This is a genomic window from Halolactibacillus miurensis, assembly GCF_900116255.1.
Taxonomy (GTDB): domain Bacteria; phylum Bacillota; class Bacilli; order Bacillales; family Amphibacillaceae; genus Halolactibacillus; species Halolactibacillus miurensis.
Genome location: NZ_FPAI01000026.1, coordinates 1 through 22,802, shown reverse-complemented (window position 1 = coordinate 22,802; position 22,802 = coordinate 1). Strand labels below are relative to the sequence as shown.

21 protein-coding genes and 1 pseudogene are annotated in these 22,802 nt (G+C 38.8%); 6 read left to right on the top strand and 16 right to left on the bottom strand.

Annotation, left to right across the window (positions count from 1 at the left end; genetic code table 11):
- Window positions 1-58 precede the first annotated feature (58 nt).
- From BM390_RS12715 to BM390_RS12705, 3 genes are all read left to right on the top strand, one after another.
- A complete protein-coding gene (locus tag BM390_RS12715) occupies window positions 59-472 on the top strand; it encodes a hypothetical protein (RefSeq protein WP_089855240.1) in 414 nt (137 codons plus the stop codon).
- A gap of 59 nt (window positions 473-531) precedes the next feature.
- Complete coding sequence (locus BM390_RS12710; protein ID WP_089855237.1) at window positions 532-906, top strand: hypothetical protein; 375 nt, start codon at window positions 532-534, stop codon at window positions 904-906.
- Between the two features lie 194 nt (window positions 907-1,100).
- A complete protein-coding gene (locus BM390_RS12705; protein WP_062321311.1) occupies window positions 1,101-1,715 on the top strand; it encodes a hypothetical protein in 615 nt (204 codons plus the stop codon).
- A gap of 99 nt (window positions 1,716-1,814) precedes the next feature.
- Here BM390_RS12705 and wrbA read toward each other — a convergent pair whose 3' ends face one another.
- From wrbA to BM390_RS12660, 9 genes are all read right to left on the bottom strand, one after another.
- Window positions 1,815-2,420 carry an NAD(P)H:quinone oxidoreductase gene (gene wrbA / locus BM390_RS12700; RefSeq protein ID WP_062321313.1) on the bottom strand — a complete coding sequence of 202 codons (606 nt, stop codon included), beginning with the start codon at window positions 2,418-2,420 and terminating at the stop codon, window positions 1,815-1,817.
- 139 nt (window positions 2,421-2,559) lie between these two features.
- Window positions 2,560-3,159, bottom strand: a complete 600-nt coding sequence (locus tag BM390_RS12695; protein ID WP_089855234.1) for a flavin reductase family protein — start codon at window positions 3,157-3,159, stop codon at window positions 2,560-2,562.
- Between the two features lie 234 nt (window positions 3,160-3,393).
- A complete protein-coding gene (locus BM390_RS12690) occupies window positions 3,394-3,864 on the bottom strand; it encodes a nucleoside deaminase (RefSeq protein WP_089855231.1) in 471 nt (156 codons plus the stop codon).
- 95 nt (window positions 3,865-3,959) lie between these two features.
- The gene (locus BM390_RS12685; RefSeq protein ID WP_197274771.1) at window positions 3,960-5,066 is read right to left on the bottom strand and encodes an ankyrin repeat domain-containing protein; all 1,107 of its coding nucleotides are present in this window, start codon (window positions 5,064-5,066) and stop codon (window positions 3,960-3,962) included.
- 540 nt (window positions 5,067-5,606) lie between these two features.
- Complete coding sequence (locus BM390_RS12680; RefSeq protein ID WP_062321319.1) at window positions 5,607-6,398, bottom strand: ABC transporter ATP-binding protein; 792 nt, start codon at window positions 6,396-6,398, stop codon at window positions 5,607-5,609.
- Between the two features lie 31 nt (window positions 6,399-6,429).
- The gene (locus BM390_RS12675; protein WP_089855262.1) at window positions 6,430-7,470 is read right to left on the bottom strand and encodes a taurine ABC transporter substrate-binding protein; all 1,041 of its coding nucleotides are present in this window, start codon (window positions 7,468-7,470) and stop codon (window positions 6,430-6,432) included.
- A gap of 2 nt (window positions 7,471-7,472) precedes the next feature.
- Complete coding sequence (locus tag BM390_RS12670; protein ID WP_089855228.1) at window positions 7,473-8,258, bottom strand: ABC transporter permease; 786 nt, start codon at window positions 8,256-8,258, stop codon at window positions 7,473-7,475.
- 192 nt (window positions 8,259-8,450) lie between these two features.
- Window positions 8,451-10,148 carry an FAD-dependent oxidoreductase gene (locus BM390_RS12665; RefSeq protein ID WP_089855225.1) on the bottom strand — a complete coding sequence of 566 codons (1,698 nt, stop codon included), beginning with the start codon at window positions 10,146-10,148 and terminating at the stop codon, window positions 8,451-8,453.
- Window positions 10,149-10,254: 106 nt separating this feature from the next.
- Window positions 10,255-11,592 (bottom strand): YeeE/YedE family protein, encoded by a 1,338-nt coding sequence (locus tag BM390_RS12660; protein WP_089855221.1) that lies wholly within the window; start codon window positions 11,590-11,592, stop codon window positions 10,255-10,257.
- Between the two features lie 476 nt (window positions 11,593-12,068).
- Between BM390_RS12660 and BM390_RS12655 the strand changes: the two genes are divergently transcribed.
- The gene (locus BM390_RS12655; protein ID WP_089855218.1) at window positions 12,069-12,983 is read left to right on the top strand and encodes a LysR family transcriptional regulator; all 915 of its coding nucleotides are present in this window, start codon (window positions 12,069-12,071) and stop codon (window positions 12,981-12,983) included.
- Between the two features lie 107 nt (window positions 12,984-13,090).
- Here the strand turns inward: BM390_RS12655 and BM390_RS12650 are convergent, their stop codons facing one another.
- From BM390_RS12650 to BM390_RS12630, 5 genes are all read right to left on the bottom strand, one after another.
- Entirely contained in the window at window positions 13,091-14,251 is a 1,161-nt protein-coding gene (locus tag BM390_RS12650) for a cobalamin-independent methionine synthase II family protein (RefSeq protein WP_089855215.1), read from the bottom strand.
- A gap of 120 nt (window positions 14,252-14,371) precedes the next feature.
- Window positions 14,372-15,295, bottom strand: coding sequence for a LysR family transcriptional regulator (locus tag BM390_RS12645; RefSeq protein ID WP_089855212.1), 924 nt, complete (start codon window positions 15,293-15,295; stop codon window positions 14,372-14,374).
- A gap of 594 nt (window positions 15,296-15,889) precedes the next feature.
- Window positions 15,890-16,462, bottom strand: coding sequence for a class I SAM-dependent methyltransferase (locus BM390_RS12640; RefSeq protein ID WP_062321329.1), 573 nt, complete (start codon window positions 16,460-16,462; stop codon window positions 15,890-15,892).
- Window positions 16,463-16,752: 290 nt separating this feature from the next.
- Window positions 16,753-17,592, bottom strand: a complete 840-nt coding sequence (locus tag BM390_RS12635; protein ID WP_231631446.1) for a metallophosphoesterase — start codon at window positions 17,590-17,592, stop codon at window positions 16,753-16,755.
- Between the two features lie 109 nt (window positions 17,593-17,701).
- The gene (locus BM390_RS12630) at window positions 17,702-18,400 is read right to left on the bottom strand and encodes a helix-turn-helix transcriptional regulator (protein WP_062321334.1); all 699 of its coding nucleotides are present in this window, start codon (window positions 18,398-18,400) and stop codon (window positions 17,702-17,704) included.
- Between the two features lie 122 nt (window positions 18,401-18,522).
- On the opposite strand from BM390_RS12630, the gene BM390_RS12625 reads away from it, so the two are divergent.
- Both BM390_RS12625 and BM390_RS12620 read left to right on the top strand, forming a co-directional pair.
- Entirely contained in the window at window positions 18,523-19,347 is an 825-nt protein-coding gene (locus BM390_RS12625) for an alpha/beta hydrolase (RefSeq protein WP_089855209.1), read from the top strand.
- 13 nt (window positions 19,348-19,360) lie between these two features.
- Entirely contained in the window at window positions 19,361-20,422 is a 1,062-nt protein-coding gene (locus BM390_RS12620; protein WP_089855205.1) for a ChaN family lipoprotein, read from the top strand.
- Between the two features lie 171 nt (window positions 20,423-20,593).
- Here the strand turns inward: BM390_RS12620 and BM390_RS12615 are convergent, their stop codons facing one another.
- Window positions 20,594-22,036 carry a glycoside hydrolase family 32 protein gene (locus BM390_RS12615; protein ID WP_089855203.1) on the bottom strand — a complete coding sequence of 481 codons (1,443 nt, stop codon included), beginning with the start codon at window positions 22,034-22,036 and terminating at the stop codon, window positions 20,594-20,596.
- A gap of 73 nt (window positions 22,037-22,109) precedes the next feature.
- Window positions 22,110-22,703 (bottom strand): annotated as a pseudogene (locus tag BM390_RS12610) (PTS transporter subunit EIIC); the annotation flags it as partial.
- Window positions 22,704-22,802: the final 99 nt, after the last annotated feature.

Below are 22,802 nucleotides of genomic sequence, written 5' to 3'. Positions count from 1 at the left end.
ATATGGTATTTTCTTTTGTTTCATATATTCTCTACTACTTTAATTGGGAGGTGTTTTAATGAAAAAGATATTACCTACCATCTTGATTGTATCAGCAATGATTGTGTTGCTATCGCTAATGACCATTACTTATGCTGATATTGAACAAGCATCAAATCAAGCTACCGGCAATTTATCAACCCTGCTTATTCTCACGTCCCTCTATGCTTTTCTTTTTGGTATGTTAATGGAATATAGGGGACTATCCCGCGTCATTAAAGGCGACATCCGCCTTCAATCAACGTTACTCGTTGTGACAGCAGTATTGATGGTCTTTGTCTTTATCCCTGCGACAAGTTGGATTGCTTGGTTTAGTTTAGATCATCCTTTGTATCTTGAAGTACTGATCATTCCTGAAACACATATGATTTTAGCCGTTTTAGCCGGTACATTATTCGTAAGATCCTTTACCAAAGAATCACGTGCCATCTAGCCTTACAGCAGACTGTACGTAAACATTTATCAACCACAAATACATAAGGAGGTATATAAGTGAAGAAACTTGTTTTCATACTTTCAATTATACTGCTCACCGCTTGTAGCAGTGACCAACCAATGAAACCAACCACACCAACGAATACAGCACATTTAATGAAATTTCACATCGATAGTCAAAATTATGATTATTTCCAGTCGTTGTTCTCAGAAGGACGAGAAGACATCATTTCCGAGGAAGCATTTGAAAGCTTTGGTGAGCTGTCGACATCAGGCGCAAATTTTAAAAACTATGAATTACTCACTTTCGATAGTGGTGAAATGCTGTTGATTGAATTTAAGCCTCAACTCGACAATGAGGAAGAGCTCAAGATTGTGAATGTGATCCGCGTTCCTGATAATATTAAAGAATTGTTTGAAACACAAAATTAATCACTCCATTTAAAACAATCATGCGGTTTAGTGTGATTGTTTTTTCATGTAGAAAAATGTTATTGTTTTTTCGAAAAAATACCGTCATTGCTGATTTTCACCCTTATGAAGCACTACTTTTTCCATTTTGGTTGTTCTCTTCCTTTAACTCGTTTTGATATACTCTTAATCATAACGATGAGAGGAGTATATTTATGGAACACTACAAACAGATCCCCGACCATTTAGCGACGAAAACAACCCTTCTGAAAGTCCACCACCGAAAAATCACTGAAAAGACTAAAGTAAGAGGGACCGTAAGCCTCTGTACACCACACGGACGTAAAACTTTTAAATTATATGCGATTGAAGATGCTATTCCGATTAAGAGGCGTCATGTAGAAACCAAACATTTCCCCCTTACAGATAAAACATTGAGCGAAGCGTTATACATTATAAACAAATCCGCTAAAAAAAGCCGTGATGCAAAAAATCTCGCCTATTTGTTAGGTGATCACCAGACAACACAGAGTCAAAAATCTCGCCAACAGAATTTATATAAACTGAAAGATAGGGCATTAAAAATATTAGCTGATCAGAGAAAACTAACGTATCTCGGCTATCACGAAATGGATGATGATTATTTATATCTTTATCGCTTCGGTGAGTATACCTTCCATATCCCCAAACAAGCAGAAGGAAGTCCCCCCTTACTAAATGATCTATCTGAGCCAATCTCTTCAGAACAAACAAGAAAGACGACTTTGAAATTTAGAGAAGCACAAGCTCTCATCCAAAAGTTTTTAAAGGAAAATGGTGAGAATTCCTGATGCAGTATAAGTAGCTTCACGAAACTTTTTAGTATAATTAAAAGAGGATTCACCCCAGAAGGCGAATCCTCTTTTGATTTTCATTTAGTTAATACATGCTTAAGCTTGACCTTGTTTTACCCAATTAGCTACTGTCACTGTACGTTTAGCCTGATATTTTACTGCTGCTTCAACATCTTCAACCATGTTACCGTCTTGGTCAACCGATACACTTGTACCATACGGGTTACCACCCGCACCAAAGACAACCGGATCAGAGTAACCAGGTGTCACAATAATAGCCCCCCAGTGCATCATCGCTGTATAGAGTGATAACAATGTCGCTTCTTGTCCACCATGAGGGTTTTGAGCTGATGTCATGGCACTTACGACTTTATTGACGGTCTTACCATTCGCCCATAGCCCCCCTTGCATATCAATAAATTGTTTCATTTGTGATGGCATCGTACCAAAGCGTGTTGGTACACTAAAGATAATCGCATCGGCCCATTCAATATCATCACTTGTGGCTGATGGAATATCTTTAATTGACTCAACGGTATTTTTCCAACCTTCATTACCATTAATAACCGATTCTGGCGCTAATTCATCTACTTTAACTAAGCGCACATTAGCACCTGCTTGTTCAGCACCTTCTTTTGCCCATTTTGCTAATTGGACGTTTGTTCCACCCATACTGTAAAAAATTACGGTCACGTTTGTCATAATAATCTCGCTCCTTTTTCTGTTGTTTTTTATTTGTTTCTTAATATGTTATCTACCCATTCCACTTATTTCTAATCATTTTTTCATATATCGTTTGAATTGACTCGATACTTATCGACATACTTGTTTATCGTTACCTTTATTTAGGTCTAACTAATTCGAACATTTCACCTAATTTACTGTATGACTGCCCACCTAAGCGCGCCACCGGTTTTAACCGTTCATCATCAATGACTGATCCATCAAAAATGGCGTCATCTAAATGATAGTGGACCACGCGTACAACGATAAGATCGGCACTCTCATCACCTACAACCGTATGTGTGTCGAGCTCGCACTCCATTCTTATCTGAGCCTCTTTCACCCCGTCTACTTTCACGCGTTGACTCTGCACGCGCGTAAAGTCAAAGGTATCTACTTCACTTTCATCTGTAGGTAGTGCGCTGGCGGTCTTATTTATTTCTTCAACATTTGTTTCGTCAACAATATGGATCACACACTCACCCGATTTAATGATGTGACGCGCTGTATCCTTCATTTTTTTATCTTTACGCTGAACAGAGATCATCAAAAACGGCGGCTCTGCTGATACAATCGTAAAGTAACTAAATGGCGCGCCATTTAGTACTCCTTCTTTAGATTGTGACGTCACGAAAGCAATCGGTCTCGGGGCAACTGCCCGCGTTAATAAATGATAATGTTCCCGCTTTGATAATGTTGAGGCATCTATTTGAACCATCACACCACTCCTTTTATCTTGAATTCAAGATAATTATAACGTAAAGAAAATAGAAAGGCAACTCCTATGCCTTCCTTAAATCATCTACTATGATTTTGTTAGAACCATAGTCTCTGTGTCAGATAACCTGTTAGCAACCCACTCATTCTTCTAGCATAAAATATAGATCAAGGTTAACCTAACCTATTTTATCTAATTAGGAATATAGCCTCGTTATTTTACCGCTGACACATTTTATTCTTTTTCCGATTGAACTTGTTCAAATGTTGTCCATAAGCGATGGCAATCTTCTCTTTCTCCAACAGCTTCCATATCGAATAACTCTTTATTCCCCTCTAAATAATCCCTTAAATGTTGATCGGAAAAACCGTATGTTGCGGCATCTTCTTTCGTACTGCTGTAATATACTTTTTTAATATTTGCCCACATCATGACCCCTATACACATCGGACAAGGTTCACACGTTGCGTATATTTCACAGTCAGATAAATCCATCGTCCCTAACTTTTTACAGGCTTCCCTCACTGCCACCATTTCTGCATGTGCTGATGGATCTGTGTCACGCATCATAGTGTTTCCAACTGAGGCAATAACCTCACCATGACGAACAATCGTTGCACCAAACGGTCCACCATCTCCTCGTTTCATTCCCTCAATCGTGGCTTCTGTTGCTAGTTGAAAGTATTTATCTCTATCTTTACACATCATTCTCACTCCTGATCTTTTATTATTAACTCACGCTTGAACATTCGTCCTATTTTCTATGGATAAGTTTAAACTAACACTGTATATATTCACTACTAACGGTTATCACGAAAAAATAAAGGATTCGCCGGTTGCAATAGGTTCGCTTGAGACATGACATCAATAGCCGCTTGATACTGTCCTAAACGACGTAAACTATTGGCTTTATGAAACATATAATCAACCCGGTCAGGATTATTATCCAACAGGCTATCCATTAGTTTTATAGCTTCTTGATGTCTATCAATTTCTCGCAGAACATTTGATTGATGATAGATAAAGAATTCTGGTGTTTCACTTTCTTTTGCGCCTTGGTCATAGTATGAGAGCGCCTGTTCAATATGCTGTTGTTTCTTCGCGACGTTCGCTAAATAATACGCAAATTGCGGATCTTCTTGGAAGCCTTTTTTGTAATAAAATTGAGCTGTATCGTATTGATGCAAGCGTTCGTAAACCACACCTAAATAATAGAATTGTTCTAGTGATTTTTCCATAGCAAGCAATCGTTTTAATGCGCGATAATAGTCATTCTCACGAATCCATCTCTTCACCTCGGTAAAAGACGTCTCGACAACACCCTCAGTCAAGATCGAATAAATGTTAGCCATCTGTTGATTTTTCGCATAATCAACCGCTGTATTTCCATCAAAATCTTGAATGGTTATATCGGCTCCTTTTACTACTAACTCCTCAACAATTTCTTGATAGAGAAACCCATCATTCCCTAAGACAACGGCTTCTAAAAGAGCTGTCCAACCTAATTGATTCACATGATTGACAGGCACACCGGCATCTAGTGCTAATTGTACGACAGGTAAAAATCCTTTCTCACTCGATGGTAAAAGAGCCGTACCACCGAACCGATTTACTTCCGTTAAATCTGGCTGATACAGTAATAGCAACTGAAACAACACCGCATGTCCCATTGCTGCCGCGGCAATAAACGGCGAAAGCATCGTGTGATCTTTTTGATTAGGATGACTTCCCATATTTAGTAACCAGGCCGCCACTTCTAGTTGGTTTCTCTTTACCGCAAGGTGAAGCATTGTCTGTCCTTCCCCATTCACAATCGCTGTATCAAGTGGAGATAATGCTTCGAGCATCGTTAATATCGTTTGTTCATCTTCTGTTTGTAAAATTTTAAATACAGCTTGATTATTCATCGTATTCATCACACCCCTATATTTATGTGTTTTTAATATTTTGTTGATTTGACCCCTCGTAACGTATGGTAAATATGTTGTTCATCAAAAGGATAATATGATTAACTAAGGAATGGTTACTTAAACAACGATAACATATTTTTCAATCATCTTCCTTATATCATAAGACATTACGTTTAAAGGTTTCTTTGAAGAGTTTATCGTGAGGGTTTTGGATTTGGATCGTTTTCACCTTCTTTTTGATCATTAACGACATGAGATTGTGAGTGCCTTGCCACCCAATCAAACATTCAGCTTAGCCTTTAGTTTTCTCTCATAAGTTGTGCTTATCATATAACGACCGATTAACTTTTTCAATGCCATCACCGTTGTTGTCTTTTTATGTTTTTCATATTCAGCGCACCCTTTACATTCTTTTCTTTAAAAAATCATAGGATACATCATTTTTTGTCGCTAACCACTTAGATATTTTTAATACAAAAACAGTCTTGATCCTCTCGCTAAAGAGTCATCAAGACTGTTTGACAATAAAGACAGTCATTATGCTTCATTTAAATCAGCATTAATTAAATCCAAAATATCATTTTTAATCTCTAAATATTGTTCGTCTACTTTCACACGATGATTGTCTGTTTCTAATGCTTGATAGGTATAATTTAAATCGTACGACTTAATAATTGTTCCTGGCTGTTTTGACATCACAATCACACGGGTACCAAGCGACAATGCTTCTTCAACGTCATGTGTGATCATCACGACCGTGTTTTTATTTTTATGCCACAGGTCACGAATAAGTGTCTGCATATTCAGACGCGTAAGCGCATCAAGTGCCCCAAGTGGCTCATCCATTAAAATCATTTCCGGTTCATTCGCAAGCACACGCGCTAAGGCCACCCGTTGACGCATGCCACCAGACAAATCAAAGACCGCTTTATCTTTATCTTTCAATAACCCAATTTGGTCAAGGAATTGATCCGTTATTTGATCAATCTGTGCTTTCTTTATCCCTCTGACCTTTGGACCAAAGCCGACATTGTCTTTCACTGATAACCAAGGGTATAAGGTAGGTGATTGAAAAACGACCCCGCGGTGCCAGTCTGGACCGGTAATTGTTTTCCCTTGAAACGTCGCTTCACCTGTTGTTGGTTTTTGATAGCCCGCAATAATTTTTAAGAGGGTACTTTTCCCGCAACCAGACGGACCGAGAATACAAAGAAATTCATTTTTTTCTATAGCTAAGTCAATGTCTTTTAAGGCAAGGACAGATTCTGTTCCATCACCATAATCCATACTGACATGATTAAGTGCTATTAAAGGTGTTTCTTTTGCCATAATAAAAACTCCTTAGTTGTAGATGGTAATATTATCGTGCCAAGTAAGCTTCGATATATTCAGGATTAATAAAGTCATCAAACGCTTCTTGTGAAGGCGATTCAGAAATAGAACCTTGTTCAAGTAGGAAATCTGACGTTTGTTTCATTACGCGTGAGAAGTCACCCGCTTCTTCAGATGTTCCTAAATATTCACTGCTAATTTCTTCTTCTGGTGTTAACCAAACAGACCCTTCCATTTGCATCAAAGCTTCTTCTGGTGTGATTTCTAAGGGATTTGCGACAATTTCAGACGCCGTTTTACTATCCTCACGGTAAAGGTTCCCACCTTCAACGAGCGCAGCGATAAAGTCCGTCGTTAAGTCTTTGTATTGTTCGGTAAAACCTTTACGCGCCAGTAAAATATTCGCTGTTTTGTGTCCCATTTCAGCTACCTGTTCAGAAGAAATCAACATCTCGCCACCGTCTAATAATTTACCAAGTGATGGTTGCCACGTATACGCCGCATCAATATCCCCGCGTTCCCAAGCCGCTACAATATCAACCGTCTTCATATCAATCAGTTCAACATCATCCGCAATACCTGCATCATTTAATACTTGAAGTAAACTGTAATGTGATGTTGAAGCAAAGGTGGTCGCAATCTTCATGCCTTGTAAGTCCGCGACTTGTTCAATCCCACTTCCCTCACGTACAGCTAACCCTTCAATTTCACCAAGAATCTCATGCAGCCAAATCAGTTCAACGTCTAGCCCGCGAGAAAGGGCGATGATCCCGTTTGTGTTACCCATTGAGGCAAAATCAACACTACCTGAAGCGAATGCTTGATTGGCTTCAACACCTGAATCAAAGACAACAAAGTTTGTTTCAATACCTAAATCGGCAAAGTACTGATCAAAATACCCTTCTGTCTTTGCGACCATCTCGTCATTTGGCACGCGTAAATAACCAATGTTGACGACTTCCGGTTGATCCGCTCCAGATTCATTACCTTCTGAAGCCTCATCACCACATGCGGTAAATACGAGAAGCCCGACTAACATCACGAATAATCCTTGCATCTTTTTTTTCATCATTAATCTTTTCCTTTCCAAAATACTAATTTGTTTTCAAGTAACAGTAAACCACCGTCCATGATAATACCAGTCACACCCATGATGATAATCCCAACAAACATCACGTCAGACCGTAAGTATCTCGACGCGTCAATCACCATCCAGCCAATTCCGCTTGTGGCCGCTGTCATTTCAGCGGCGACGAGTGTCGTATAAGCAAACCCCATCGCTGTTCTTAGACCGGTAAAAATATCAGGCATACAGGCTGGAAGGACAACTTTGGTGAACACATCTTTTTGGTTTGCGCCCAGTGACTTTGAACTTAAAATGTAATCTTGACTAACGCTATTAACCGCTGCCACACAAGCGATGTAAATAGGCGCAAAAGCGGCTAGATAAAGCAAGGTTACTTTCGATCCATCATCAATGCCCATCCATAAAATCAAAAGCGCATAGTACGCCAGAGGAGGAATCGGACGATAAAATTGTACAATGGAATCAACAATCGCTTTAAACTTACTAAAATAACCACTAAGAAGTCCTAAAGGTACCGCGGTTATAAAGGCTAAACTTACTGCCCAGAAGAGTCTCACAAAGCTATCACTGAGATGTTGCCACAGACTCACATTCCCGTACCCGTTCTTTACAATATTCATAAATGTCTCCCACACCACTTGGGGGGATGGTAAAAGGAGTGAAGACATCTCACCGACGTTTGTGAATATAAACCATAGTACAATGACAATAAGCCACGTCAATAATGTCAGTGTGATTTCAAATGGATTTTTTGACTGTTTGACATTCATAATAATCCTCCAATGTTTCGTTCTCTTATTTATTTATACCATTTACTAGCTTACCAGAAGATTTATCCTTATTACAAGGGGGGGTATGTATTTTGTGGGTCATACTTTTATTTTATTTATGTTCACTAGAGGAATGTAAATAGCGGGAAGCATGCTTCCCGCTACGAACATTTAACCTGTCATCTTTATGACTTAGTTGAAATTGTAATCAGTGACAATAGGTTCACGATTTAATACAACATCATTAAAGTACTCATATTCAGACACACCTAGGAATGACCCATCTAAGTTATACACATGATCAAAACCTAATTGACCAAGCGCACGCACCATATTGTAGCTACGTTGACTTGAACGACAGTGAACGTAAACGGGTTGGTCTTTAGGAATCTCATCCAAACGATTGCGGAACTGGCTTAATGGAATATTAACGGCGCCTTTAATATGGCTTAACGCATATTCATCTTCTTCACGCGCATCAATAATGACAGCCTCTGATTCAACGAGTTCACGTACTTTTGTGACAGGCACTTTTTTCACTTCACCGTTTAGGATGTTTAATGCTGCAAGTGCCGCATGGTTAACTACATCTTTTGCAGTTGAGAAGTGTGGTGAGTAGGTTAATTCTAATTCTTTTAAGTGTTCTAAGTTACCATTTAGCATAATCGCTGTCGCAATCACATCAATCCGTTTATCGACATTACCGCGACCAACAGCTTGCGCGCCAAGAATTTTACCTGACGGTACTTGGAAGATCAATTTAAAGAATAGGTTTTCTGAATCTGGCATCAAACCTACTTTATCTTTTGGAATGACGTAGCTGTAATCATAGTCAATGCCACGTGCTTGACATTGTTTTTCATTCAGTCCTGTATTGGCTGCGTTCATACCAAACATTTTCACGCTTGACGAACCGATCACTCCTGTATTTACGTACGTACGACCATAGACATGGTCAGCTGCCGCACGTGCTTGACGCTGTGCTGGACCGGCAAGTGTTAATTGTGTTTTTTGACCCGTAAAGAAGCAGGTTGTTTCAATCGCATCACCGACCGCGTAAATATTTGGATCACTCGTTTGATAGTGATGGTTTACTTTGATTGCCCCACTTGCTGAAAGCGCTAAGTCTGCTTGTTTTGCGAGCGTATTTTCTGGACGAACTCCGATCGCCATGACAACGGCTTGGGCATTGATTTCACGACCTGATGCTAGGATGACTTTATCTTTGGCGATTTTTTGAACGCTATCGCCTAAGACTAAATCCACACCATTTTTCATGATTTCACGGTTAATCATTTGAACCATATCATAGTCAAGTGGTGCCATAACTTGGTCTTGTGCTTCAACTAATGTGACGTTATAGCCAGCATACTTCAAGTTTTCAGCAACTTCTAAACCGATATATCCACCACCAACAACAGTGACATCTTTCACATCATTGTCTTTTGCGTACGTTGTCAATGCTTCAACGTCTGGTACTGTCTTCATCACAAACACGTGCTCATCGTTAATTCCTTCAATACTTTGTGGACGAAGCGCCACTGCACCTGGTGCTAGGAATAAAACGTCATAGCTTTCTGTATACGTTTCGTTTGTTTGAACATTTTTCACTTCAACTGTTTTTTCTTCTTTATTGATCGCCACTACTTCGTTATAGACACGTGCATCAATGTTATATTGCTTATCAAATTCTGGTGGTGTCATTAAGACTAAATCTTGTGACTTTTCAATGTCGCCACTGATGTGGAATGGAATACAACAGTTTGAGAATGACACGTATGGACCTCTTTCAAACATAATAATTTCCGCTGCTTCATCTAAACGTCTCACACGCGCCGCAACTGAAGCACCGCCTGCAACGCCACCAACAACTAATACTTTTTTACCCATGATAATTCCTCCTTAAAATTGACTGACCATCATAATAAGAATAAAGCTGATCATCAGTTTTCGCTAAACAAATTTGACCTTCTTACATCTTCTCTAACTTGATTGCTTATTTATTTTTCCCAATACGATGAGGCAAGATACAAACTTTACCTGCGAAGAGTTTCATACCCGCAATACCACCGAGTGTCATCGCAAGCAAGAACACCCAACCTGAGAATGAAAAACTTGAAATCGCCGCATACATCGCACCAAGGTTACACCCTAAACCAAAGCGTGAACCGAAACCTAACATTAAACCACCTAAGGCAAAATAAAAGGCATCTTTTTTATTGAAGTTAAAATCAAATGTAAAGCGTTTAGCGAGTAGGAAAGCAATGGTACAACCGAAGAATAAACCTAAGTTACGAATCGTCCCACCATCACTTAATAGTCCTGCTTCAACTTTTGCTAAGTGTGACCCGAAATATTCGGGATTAAAATCAAAACCTAATAAGTCAAAGAACCAGACATTCAATGTTAAAACTGCGGTTGATGCTCCCCAGTTCTTATCTGTCGTTACAAGAACGAAGATCGCTCCCATCGCTAACGCTAAAGCTCCAAGTTTAAAGCCCCACCGTTCAATAAATAGTTTATGATACGTTTGATGACTGAAGAATGGTGCTTTTTTAGCATCATCCAGTGGCTTTTCAAAGTCTTCATAATCACCTTTAGGATCCATGTAGGTCCCTTCGGCTTTACGCATATTTTCATACTTTACAGTAATCCAGTAAAGGACACCGAGTAAAGCGGCCGTCATCGCAAAAGCACCAAAGTAACCCATCACTTGCGGGAAGTGTAAGCGCACACCAACTTGACCAATCGCCGTGCCATCAACAACTTGACGTAAGTAATGACCAGGTGCTGTACCGAGTACGAAGAAGACAAACGCGATCATCGCACGTCCCGCCCCTTCACCAAAGTCCGCTAACGTACCAGAACCACAAGCACCCGCCAACATCATCCCCATACCGAAGATAAAACCACCAATCACGGTCGCGATATTGGTAAAGTAAACGTTTGTTGTACCCGGAATAAATGCTTCACCATAACCCGCTAAGTACGCTGGTAATAAGCCATCCGCTGCCGCTTTCCATTGTAATCCCATTGTGACAAAGGCTGTTACTAAAATAAGAATAATTAACGCTTTTGTTAAACTACCTTCACCGCGCATATAAATACGTTTAATACCACCGGCAAAACCGAAGCGTGCGCGCGTCAATACATAACCTAAGTACACACCTGCGATTAAATAGACAGGTAAACTTGCCTTTAAGCCATTAAGATAAATCCCAAAAACGACCATTAGCCCTAATAGAACAAATCCTATGATTGGCTGTGTGTACGACGTGCGTTCATGCGCTGGGTCGATGAACGTCACCTTCTCACTACTTTGTAATTGACTCATTTTCTTCCTCCCTTTCATTAAACAACGTTATGATGTCCATCACAAACATTACGCTCATTTTTTCACAAATAATATCAAAAAAATATTCCAAACTATTTCATTCATTTTGTTTGTGATGTCTTTAACAAGTTTAATTATAATCGTAAAATCAACGTTTTGTGAAATGAAGAATAGGAATACTACTATTACAAAAATGAATATAACGGACTTCTATGTATGAAATATTGTAAAAGTATTCACAAACATTTTAATTATAAAAGTTAACAAACGTCTTTAAACACGCACCCCCTTTCTCTTCCAACTCTTATCTCGATGCCAAGATTGTTTGCGCAAAAAAATCTCTTATCCCTATTCTTTTACGCCGTATGATATAGTAAATATACATCTTTATATTTTTTTATTATGGTGTATTAGATTTTGTTATAGTGATATAAGACCCTATCACTTAATCATCAAGAACCGAGGGAGAGAATAGCATGTTAGATTATCGCTACCGCACATTCTTAGTGCTCGCAGATCAACTGAATTATACAAAAGCAGCCAAGTTACTTTCTTTATCTCAACCAGCTGTCACTAAACATATTCAATATTTAGAAGAACATCTAGACGTGAAATTATTTCATTACGAGGATCGGGTATTAAAACTGACGAAAAAGGGGAAATTCTTAAAAGATCACGTAACGATATTAAACCGAGAAATTGCTGAAATCATCGATACGTTATCTGAACATGAAGATGTTCCTTCATTCATGATTGGTGTCAGTCGAACCATTGGCGAATACTATATTCCAGAACACACCTGTCTTTTCTGCGAAGAAAAGCGCGTGAAGATTCATTTGATGGTAGAAAATAGTGAACGCTTACTCCAACTACTTAAAGATGGGAAAATTGATTATGCGCTCTTGTCTGGGCCGGTAAAATCAGATGACCTTACCGCTGTGAGTTTTTACGAAGATGACGTCATACTCACCTGTTCCCCAAGACATCATCTAGCCAATAAAACCGTTTCTCTTAACGATTTAAAACATGAGCGTCTCCTATTGCGGGAAGAAGGGGCAGGTCTTAGTGAAGCGATTGATCAACAATTAAAACAAGAGAAGCAATCCCTTCACCAGCTACTGCGCATTAACCGAATCGGTAACATTCAATTATTAAAAAATTACATTAAAAATAATGATGGCATCGGCTTTTTATATCACATTTCCATGTTAAATGAATTAAAATCAGGCGAGTTATCTACCATTCATTTAGCGGATTTTAAAGTCACACAACCTTTTTACTTAGTCTATCCGAAGCAAGCTAAGTCACCAAAAGAAGTAGCATGTATGTTGGAAATATTTTCACCCGCAAACACGACAAATTGTGAAGAGAATGAACAACTGATCAGATAAGCAACAGCTATATCGTTCATCATTAAATCAATTGACATCCCTCAACAGAAACAAAAACCAAGCATGTCCATCACGCGACATGCTTGGTTTTTTTTATATCTTATTGTTTAACTACCAAAAAATTGTTCAGCTAATCGTTGACCTTGATTAATTTTGGCCCATTGTTCTTCTTCTGTTAGTTCATTTCCACCATCACATGAAGCAAAGCCACATTGATGCGATAAGAATAACCGGTCTCGGTCAATAATGGTCGATGCTTTTTCAAGTAAGTCTAGCGCACGCGTGTCATCATCTAATGTATTTGTTTTTGATGAGAGTAACCCTAAGACAATGTCCGTATTTGGTTTATCTTGAAATACTTTTAATGCTTCAATTGAACCTGCTCGGTCATCATCCCACTCTAAGAAGAACCGATCATATTTTAATTGTTTCAAGAAAAGGTTCGCAATCTTTTCATATGACCCACCGCCCATGTTGCGAGAATCATAATTCCCACGGCAGTTATGTGTCCACATGTTAAGACCTAAGTTATGGCCATAGTCAATGATGATATTATTGATGTCGATGAAATCTAACGCCAGTGCTTTTACTTCCTCTTGATTAATATGTTCACCTGTATACGGTGAGTTTGGGTTGTCATCGGCGAAGATTTCCCAGAGACAGTCATCAAACTGTAAAATCTCACCACCCGCTTCCACGTAGTCATAGACAAAGGTTTTATAAGCCCGGATTAAGCCTTGTTTTAGTGCTTGCGGGTCACTGTAGACCGCATCTTTTCCGCCAATGTTATCAGACCATGATAATTCACCGTAAATATGTGAAGGTGATGGGACACATAATTTTACTGGGTGGTTTCCGGCATATTGTTTTAACTTCTTAAAGATATCGATAAAATGATGGTTTTTCGCATCGAGCTCATCAGTAATTCTTAAACCAATGTCTTTTCTCGTTTCATATTTTGAACAGCCATCGGTATCACAGAAGAAATAACCATGATCTGCAATGTAACGTTCAATGCCTTGGAGACCCCAGACAAAATCTAAGTGCCACAAAGATTTCGAATATTCCCCGTCACTGATCACCGTCAGCCCGTGATCGATTTGTTTTTGAACGACCGATTTAATCGCCTCATCCTCACACGCTTGATAGCCCTCAAAGTCATCATAAAAAGGATACGTAATATCCTCTCTTTGTTCAATTTTTTTCTTATAGTCTAATAGTGCTTGTGGTCTCAGTAAACTGCCGACAATTTGAAATTTATCACTCATGTTTTGTCCCCCTCGTTAATTCTTTAAATGTTTTTAATAGTATGATAACTATTTAAACATATGCTCAAGGGAGCTGACTAACACATTAAACATATGCCTAGTTATAGCTTTTAGCTATAACTATACGTTTATATCTACATCATAGGCTTTAATGACAGCGATAAGTTCCGCCACGTACAGTTTTGCTTGTTGGGTGAGCTGGAGATCTTTATGGGTGATATAGCCCAGCGTCATATCGTCATCCACATCAAGGGGTACGGCGACAATGTTATCTCCATTTAAATCCGCACTCACAATCCCCGTTGAGATGGTGTAGCCATTTAAACCAATCATTAAGTTAAAAATCGTCGCCCTGTCACCAACTTTAATATCTTTTTTCGCATACTCGGTACTTAAAATTTCTTCAGAGAAATAAAACGAATTAAAATCCCCTTGTTCATATGATAGCCTTGGATAATCTTCTAAATCGGCTAGTGTCACCTTGTCTTTTTGACTAAGTGGGTTCGTAGAACTCACAAACACATGGGGTTTAGCGGTAAAGAGCGGATGAAAAAGTAAATGATTTTCTTTTAATAGCTTGTCGATGACTTGTTTGTTGAATTTACTTTTATAAAGAATCCCTAACTCACTACGTAGGTTCTTAACATCTTCTACGATTTCAAACGTCCGCGCTTCTCTTAGCGTATATTCATACTCTAGCGCGTCAGTTTTTTTTACCATATTCACAAACGCATTAACCGCAAACGCATAGTGCTGAGTTGAAATCGCACAAAGACGGCGTGACGGGGTTTTATTTAACCAACGCTGTTCGAGTAATGCTTGTTGTTCAACCACTTGTCTCGCATAACCTAAAAACTCCGCCCCATCAGTCGTAAGAGAAATCCCGCGCGGGGTGCGGATAAATAGATCTTGCCCAATTTCTGCTTCTAGTTCTTTTAACGCATTCGATAAACTTGGTTGTGCGATAAATAAGCTTTCTGCTGCTTTATTAATCGAGCCATGTTTAACTGTTTCAATAAAGTACTTGAGTTGTTGTAGTGTCATTGATTTTCACCTCTTCTAAAAATAGGGATTACGACTGGGTCTATCATCCACGGATTTTCGTACGTTATAACGTACGCTTATAAATCTGTGATGTTTCTCCCGGTGGATGATAGCCTTCAGGCATCGCGTAAAAACGATGTTTTTTATAAAAACCTTGATGATCGATTGCTAATTGAACTTCCCCCACCTAACATTCTAACGAATATTTGAGGAAGGAGATGCCGTAAGGACGCCATAGATGAACATCCTTTCTTTGTTTTATGACGGTCATTGTTGATATCTTAATCAAACTACGAAGAACGCATGTTTGTCACTTCAAAAAAAACAAGCGATTTATCACCCGTTTAGTGCTCACGCACTTGAGGAAGGTGTCTACTCGCTCTAAATGATAAAGGTTGATCAAATTCACCAAGTAAAGCTTCATTTTAAATTAACTTAAAATCCTTTTTTTGAAAAAAGATTGATTAAAACGAGCTTATTATTTATGACGTACTGTGCATTCTTTATAATATAGTTTGATCATTTGTTACTGTTGACCTACAACAAACGCACCCAAGTCTTGAATAGTCACTTTCTACTATTAGCTGGTATAACTTAACTAGAAACCCCAATATATTTTCCTTTTTTTATTGCGAGTAAGTGAAATTCTGCATTAGCTTCACTGTACTCAGTATAAACATCAGTTAATGTTTCCCATTCATACGAAGAATCTTTAATAATTTTTTTCAGAGTCTTTTCACGTGTATCTCCCTTGAAAATACAATTCACGAAAACTCCGCCTTCTTTAAGTTCCGTCAGTATCTTATTTACAAAAGCCGTCTCTTTATCCAAATCATTTTTATAAAAGTGTAACATTGAATCTAATAATACAATATCAATGTCCTTAGATATCGGAAAATCATATACGTTATCTACTATACCTTCAACATTTATATTTCTTTTTTTAGCTTCCACATTAAGCTGGTTTATCCCAACTGTTGAATGATCAATTCCAATCACCTTATATCCTAACTCCCCAATAAACAAAGAATCTCTTCCTTGCCCACAGCCTAAGTCAAGTACCATTCCTTTGGGTTGATAACTCGTGAAAAAATCAATGAGACCCGGATATGGATTTCCAAAATAATTATGCTCTTGATAATAACCGTCGTACGCTACCTTTTTCAATATAATTAACCTCCACTATAATAAAGTCTTTCTATGTTAACCTAGCCAATTGTCGGATGACCATCACCCATCTTGTCAATGCAATTATATCAAACTTTTTTAAAAGATATACCAATATATTAAAGCGACTCTTCCAATAATCGTCTCTTTTTCAATTAAGATATACTACTCAGGTAACGCGTCCTGTTTGTTGATACTATGGTGAATCACGTCTTCTTCTATTGTTGGTACTTCACTCACTGATGTAACTTGCATGTTCACAACTCCCTTAAGAAATACAGAGCATCATTTCACTCGCCTGAGTGCTCTAACGTGACCACGATAAGTTCTGGTGGATTATTCACACGAATCGGAAACAAACTATTCCCTAGCCCGCGACTAACCACCATTGTCGTTTCATCTTTTGCATACTTACCACTCGTATACTGAGGCAACCATCCTTGGTGCGGGGCAATTAATCCACCGATAAAAGGAAGCCTCACTTGACCGCCGTGCGCATGACCTGAAAAGACCAGGTCAACACCTGCTTGTTCATATAACGAAAAATGTTCCGGTCGGTGTGACAAGAGAATCGTATAGTTGCTCTCTTCAGGCAAAGCACGGCCCAGTTGATTAATCATAGTCGCTTCTTCTGATAAGGCTTGTTGGAATAATGGGTCATCGACACCTGTTAACGTGACTGTTTCATTATTTTTTGTCAGCTCAATCGATGTATTCCTTAACACATGTATCCCTATGTCCTCAATCCTTGATTCAAACGTTGCATACACATCAAGCCTTGCCTCATGGTTGCCGGTGACATAATAGACAGGCGCGATGCTTTTTGCCGCTTCAAAAAAGCGATAAGCGACGTCGACATCGGTGCGTCTTGAATCAATCACGTCACCCGTTACGACAATAAGATCAGGTTCAGCATTTTCTAATGCTTCGATTAACTTATGATTATCTTTACCAAACACAGCATTATGTAAATCTGATACTTGCGCTATCTTAAACCCATCAAAACTCTCAGGTATGTGATCACTCTGTATTGTTAATGCTGTTGTTTCAATGATGGTATTTCCTCTATAGAGCCATGCACTTACGATGAGGATGCTTATAAACAAAACCATCCATTTGTACCTTTTCACCTTAACACCTCATTTAACCGATATTTACTATACTTTTCACCTATCTAAACCATGATCGGTTGATTAATATCTTATCATATCCAACAGATATTGACAGAATATTCTTCATTTAGCGCATCCGTTTATCCACTAATTCACTATTTTGTTGGCGAAATGCTCGCGGCGTAAGTCCTGTCACTTTCTTAAATACCCGCCCGAAATGACTGGAATCATAATAGCCTAAGCGTTCACTGATGACCAATATACTTAAATCTGTGTCCTGAAGTAACACTTTCGCCCGGTTGATTTTCACATCCGTCACATAAGACATAACGGTTTGGCCGGTCTCTTGTTTAAATAGCTGACTTATATAAGGTTTTGTCAGCCTAAGAGATTCTACCATGTCATTAAGCGTGAAAGGTGCTTCAATATGCAGATGAATGTAGGTTAATATATGATTGAGCGTACGATGATACGTCACTTCTGACTGGACTTTTTCACCGTTGATATAAGTGTAAAACAGTTCTTTTTCTAGTCGCTGACAACTGACAAGTGTTTGACACAGGCCGATGCGGTGATAAAAATCGTTGTAACGGTCATGGATGATATCTTTAACAACTTGGTGAGATTGACTGGACAGCCGCCTGACTAAGATGGCTTGCCAAATGTATAAATCGATTCGTTTCACGCTCACTGCTTTATCTTCCGCCACTTCAGTCAGGTGCTTTTTCGTTAAAATTTCTTCTATCGCCACGAGGTCTCCTCGGTCTAATAACAAATCCATCTCCGGGACAAACACTGTCGCATCCCCAATGAACGTCTCTTCCATCTCCATCACCTCCATTAAAAACAATGATAATATTATACGACTTATCTTAATATTATACTATTTAATGACGTTAAAACCACTTATACTAAACACAACAAAACATTCCCTTAGGAGGTAATCATATGGCACATAGTCAACTGTTACATCTGGATCATTTTTATCTACCCGAACTTGATCGCCGGCGAACAGTTCGGATCTATTTACCACCTGATTATAACGAGACGAACCGCCACTATCCGGTTATTTATATGCATGACGGACAAAACTTGTTTGAGAAAGAGACGTCAAGTTTCGGAAGCATATGGGATGTGAGACACTTACTTGATGATGTCTATCATCACGACGAACGTCAAGCTTACATTGTTGTTGGTATTGATAACGGTGGGCTTTATCGATACGAGGAGTATTGTCCATGGACAAGCACAAAAGGAGGGGAGTATTTACCACATGCGAAAAAGACCAATCGCTTAGGTGGTAAAGGCTTTGAATACCTGCAATTCCTCGCAGAAACATTAAAACCTTATATCGATACCCATTACCGGACACTAACAGCTAGAGAACACACAGCGATGATGGGGAGTTCTATGGGTGGGTTGATTTCTATTTGCGGTGGGCTTTTTCATAGCAATGTCTTTCATAAAGTCGCTGCCCTATCGACCGCTGCTTATTTCGCAGAAGAGCAACTGATTCAAGCCATTCATACATCAGACCGCTCTAATGCTTTAAAGTTATATTTAGATGTTGGCACAAATGAAACGAGTGATGCGACTAATCCAAATTTTCCGCGTATCTACATAGACAGTAACCAACACTTATATGATGCGTTACGTCAGACAGCCTTGCCCAGTGATCAATTAAGATTTAACGTGATTGAAGGTGGCGCGCATCATGAAGATGATTGGCGGGAGCGATTTATCAGTATTATTCAGTGGTTATTTCATGAATAGGAGGTAAAGATACATGACACATCAATCTATATTTAATCACCCAAAAGACTACCTGCTTCAGGCCTTTAAACAACATGATGTCGTGTTATTAGCGGAAGATCATGCGGTTAAGACCCATCTTGATTTCGTTAAAGACGTGATTCCTGATTTACATGCGGCAGGTGTGTCTTATCTGGCGATGGAATTTGGGGCAAGTGAAGATCAAGACACGCTAAATCAATTACTAACGGGAAAGACGTTTGATAAAAACTTAGCTCGGACATTGATGTTTCACTATAACGTGAGATGGGCTTATAAAGAGTATCTTGATTTATATGAAGCGGTCTGGCGTTTTAATCAGATAAGACCTAAGAATACACCCCCATTTCTCTTGATTAACATGAGTTATATCTTTGACTGGTCTGATTATAACGGCGTCAGAACCGCAGAAAATTTACAGCGAGTCTTTCATAAGGGACCGATTGACGAGTACCGGGCAAATATCATCATGGATATCAAGCAAGCAGATGAAAAAGTACTTATCTTAACGGGAACTGTTCATGCTTTAAAACACCCCCTTGCTCAGTCACAATCAACATCTGAAAGCGAATTACCAGAGACAAAATGGCTCGGTGAGTATTTGTATGAAGCCTATGGTGACCGGGTCACCAACTTGCTTTTCCATCAACCACTTGAACCTTTGATGGAGATGGTGACACAAAAACAAATACCACCTTCACCAACGGCGTTTGTTGAACAACTTCTATCTAAACCAGCAGGGTTTGATTTGAAAAAGCTCCCCATTCATCATGACCGAAACAGTCACAACGTCTTTGATTTCTTCGCTCAATTCTTTGATGGTTATCTTTATCTCGCACCTCTTCATGGCTGCACCGGGGCAACAGTAGATAAGCATTTCTTAGATGAGCAATCCTTTTCTGACGTTTTATCTCAATGGCCGGATAAAGACTGGACACCGGCGCCGAAAAACGAAAAAGACTACTGGCAGATTATCAGTGATTATGTTGATCTAAAGCAGCGATACAGAAACTATATCGAGCCTGGGATAGAGATGAAAAGCAAACAATTCGAATGAATTTCCACATTAATTAAATAGACCTACCGCTGAAGTCTAATATACTTAATATCTGACTTTAACAGTAGGTCTATTTTTTCTGTCGTTAGAGCGTATAGCGTTCATTTTTTATACTCTAATCATGACTATTTTATTCTTGATTTTCAGTCATGCCTTTAACACAGTATCATATTAAATGGTTTGTCCGTTCTTAATGTTAGACAAATAATATAGATTCCCCGTTATATTTTCTATTTTTAATAGTGATAACTGATGGATAAAAAATCGGCTCGTCAATACCGTTTCACCATCATCACAAAATATTTCCATACTAGAATGATCAACGAAAATTCTGATTGTATGATTCTTTTGTATTTTTCGCTTCGCGTACCTTACCGTTCCAAATTTCTCAGCATATACTTCAGACATGTGGGTTCGGTCTAAACAATACGCCATTCCGTCTGAAGAAAAAGTTATATGATCCCCTTTGTCATTCTCAAAACTTAATTGAAACACATCTTCAACGTCACATACCAACTCAAATGCCTTTGATGTTAAGTAATTCGTTTGATGTAACGCTTGTTTTTCTGTTCTTAAAGCTTTTAATTCAGCTAAAGGTCGCTGTCTGAGCGTATCATTTTTGATCATGATTTCTCGAGGAATCGTTAACATATGTGCCCAGCCATTCTTATCTGTTGGGTACTTACTCTTAGAATTCCCTAACCACCCAAGCATAATTCGTCTTCCTTGATGATCTAAATACGTTTGTGGTGCATAGAAATCGAAGCCTTTATCCATTTCAATAAATCCACCATGGGTAAACGTTTGTTGATTGACATCTACCTTGTCACCTATGGCGTAGACGACGGAAAAAACATTTTTATAGTCATATTTATTTTGAGATGAAATACCTTGAGGAGATAGGATCAGCACACCTTGGTCTTTTTCTTCGTAATAACTCGGGCATTCCCACATATATCCGAAGTCCTCTGCCTGAGCATCAATTTTGCCTTGATATTTAAAATCACCCTCAACAGTGTCACTCACATATAAAGCAAGTGCTCCATCACCTTCAATGGTTTTTCCTCCGACAAACATCATGAGTTTGTCGTCTCGCTTAATGACAGAAGGATCACGAAAATCATGAGTAAAATCAGCCGGTGTATTTGCTATTACACCTTTTTTAATCATACTATTATTATTTCCCATTACAGCTAGACATTGTGACTGAATAAAGGTATGATCTTCTAACATTTTATTCCCTGTATAAAACAAATATAAATCTTCATCTACAGAAACGGCACTGCCAGAATAACAACCGTGTGAGTCAAAATCTTCATCTGGATAGAGCGCAATGCCGTGATCGGTATAGTCAACAAAGTCTTTTGTTGACAGATGATACCAATACTTAAGGCCATGCACAGGACCTAAAGGAAACCATTGATAAAAAATATGATGTTCCCCGTTATGATAAGCTAATCCGTTAGGATCATTTAACAAACCATGCTTAGGCGCGACATGATACCTTGGATAATACTCATCCGATAGAGTTTTCTTTTTTATCTCTCTCATATAGCTATCTGGTACATCCTCTATCTTTATAAAACGGTTACGTCTATTATCAAAGTCAAACATTGATAACTCCCCCTATATACGAAAATGAGATAGGAAGGGAGAAAATACCTTCCTATCTTAAATAATGTTCATCTTACTTTGTTGTTACTTTCTCTTTATAAAAGATTTTAGTGAATAAGAAGGCTGTAAGTAATGCCACTATAATCACCAGAATATACAATAACAAGCCATCACCAATGTATAATAACAACCCTGGTAACATAGTTGATCCTGTTCCAGCCGCCGCTAGACCTAAGATAGACGCTAATCCACCACCAACAGCCCCACCAACACATCCAAATAAAAATGGTGAACCTTTCGGTAAGTTAATCGCAAACATCGCTGGTTCAGTAATACCAAAGAAGGCTGGAATAACAGAACCAATCATTGTGACGCGTTTTTGACGGTTTTTCTGTGCTAAAACAACAGCTAATGCTGCACCAGCTTGGCCAGCGATTGCTGCCGTACCAATAGGGTTAATGATATCGTAACCTGTTTCCGCAACCATCTTTACGGTTACTGGTACAATCGTATGATGCATACCTGTGACAGCTAAGAACTGTATTAAACCGCCGTAAATAACCCCACCTAATCCAAGCGGTAACTCAAAGAAGTACATGATACCTTCAGTAAGTAAGTTTTCGATGATTAAAATTGTCGGCCCAACTAAAATCAGCCCTAAGATTAAAGATGTGAATGAATTTCATAATTCTGAGGCCTTGCGGCCCAATGGTTTTGAAGCATAAAAAAGGAAGTACCTCCCCAAGTCTTGTATAATGGTAAGTAA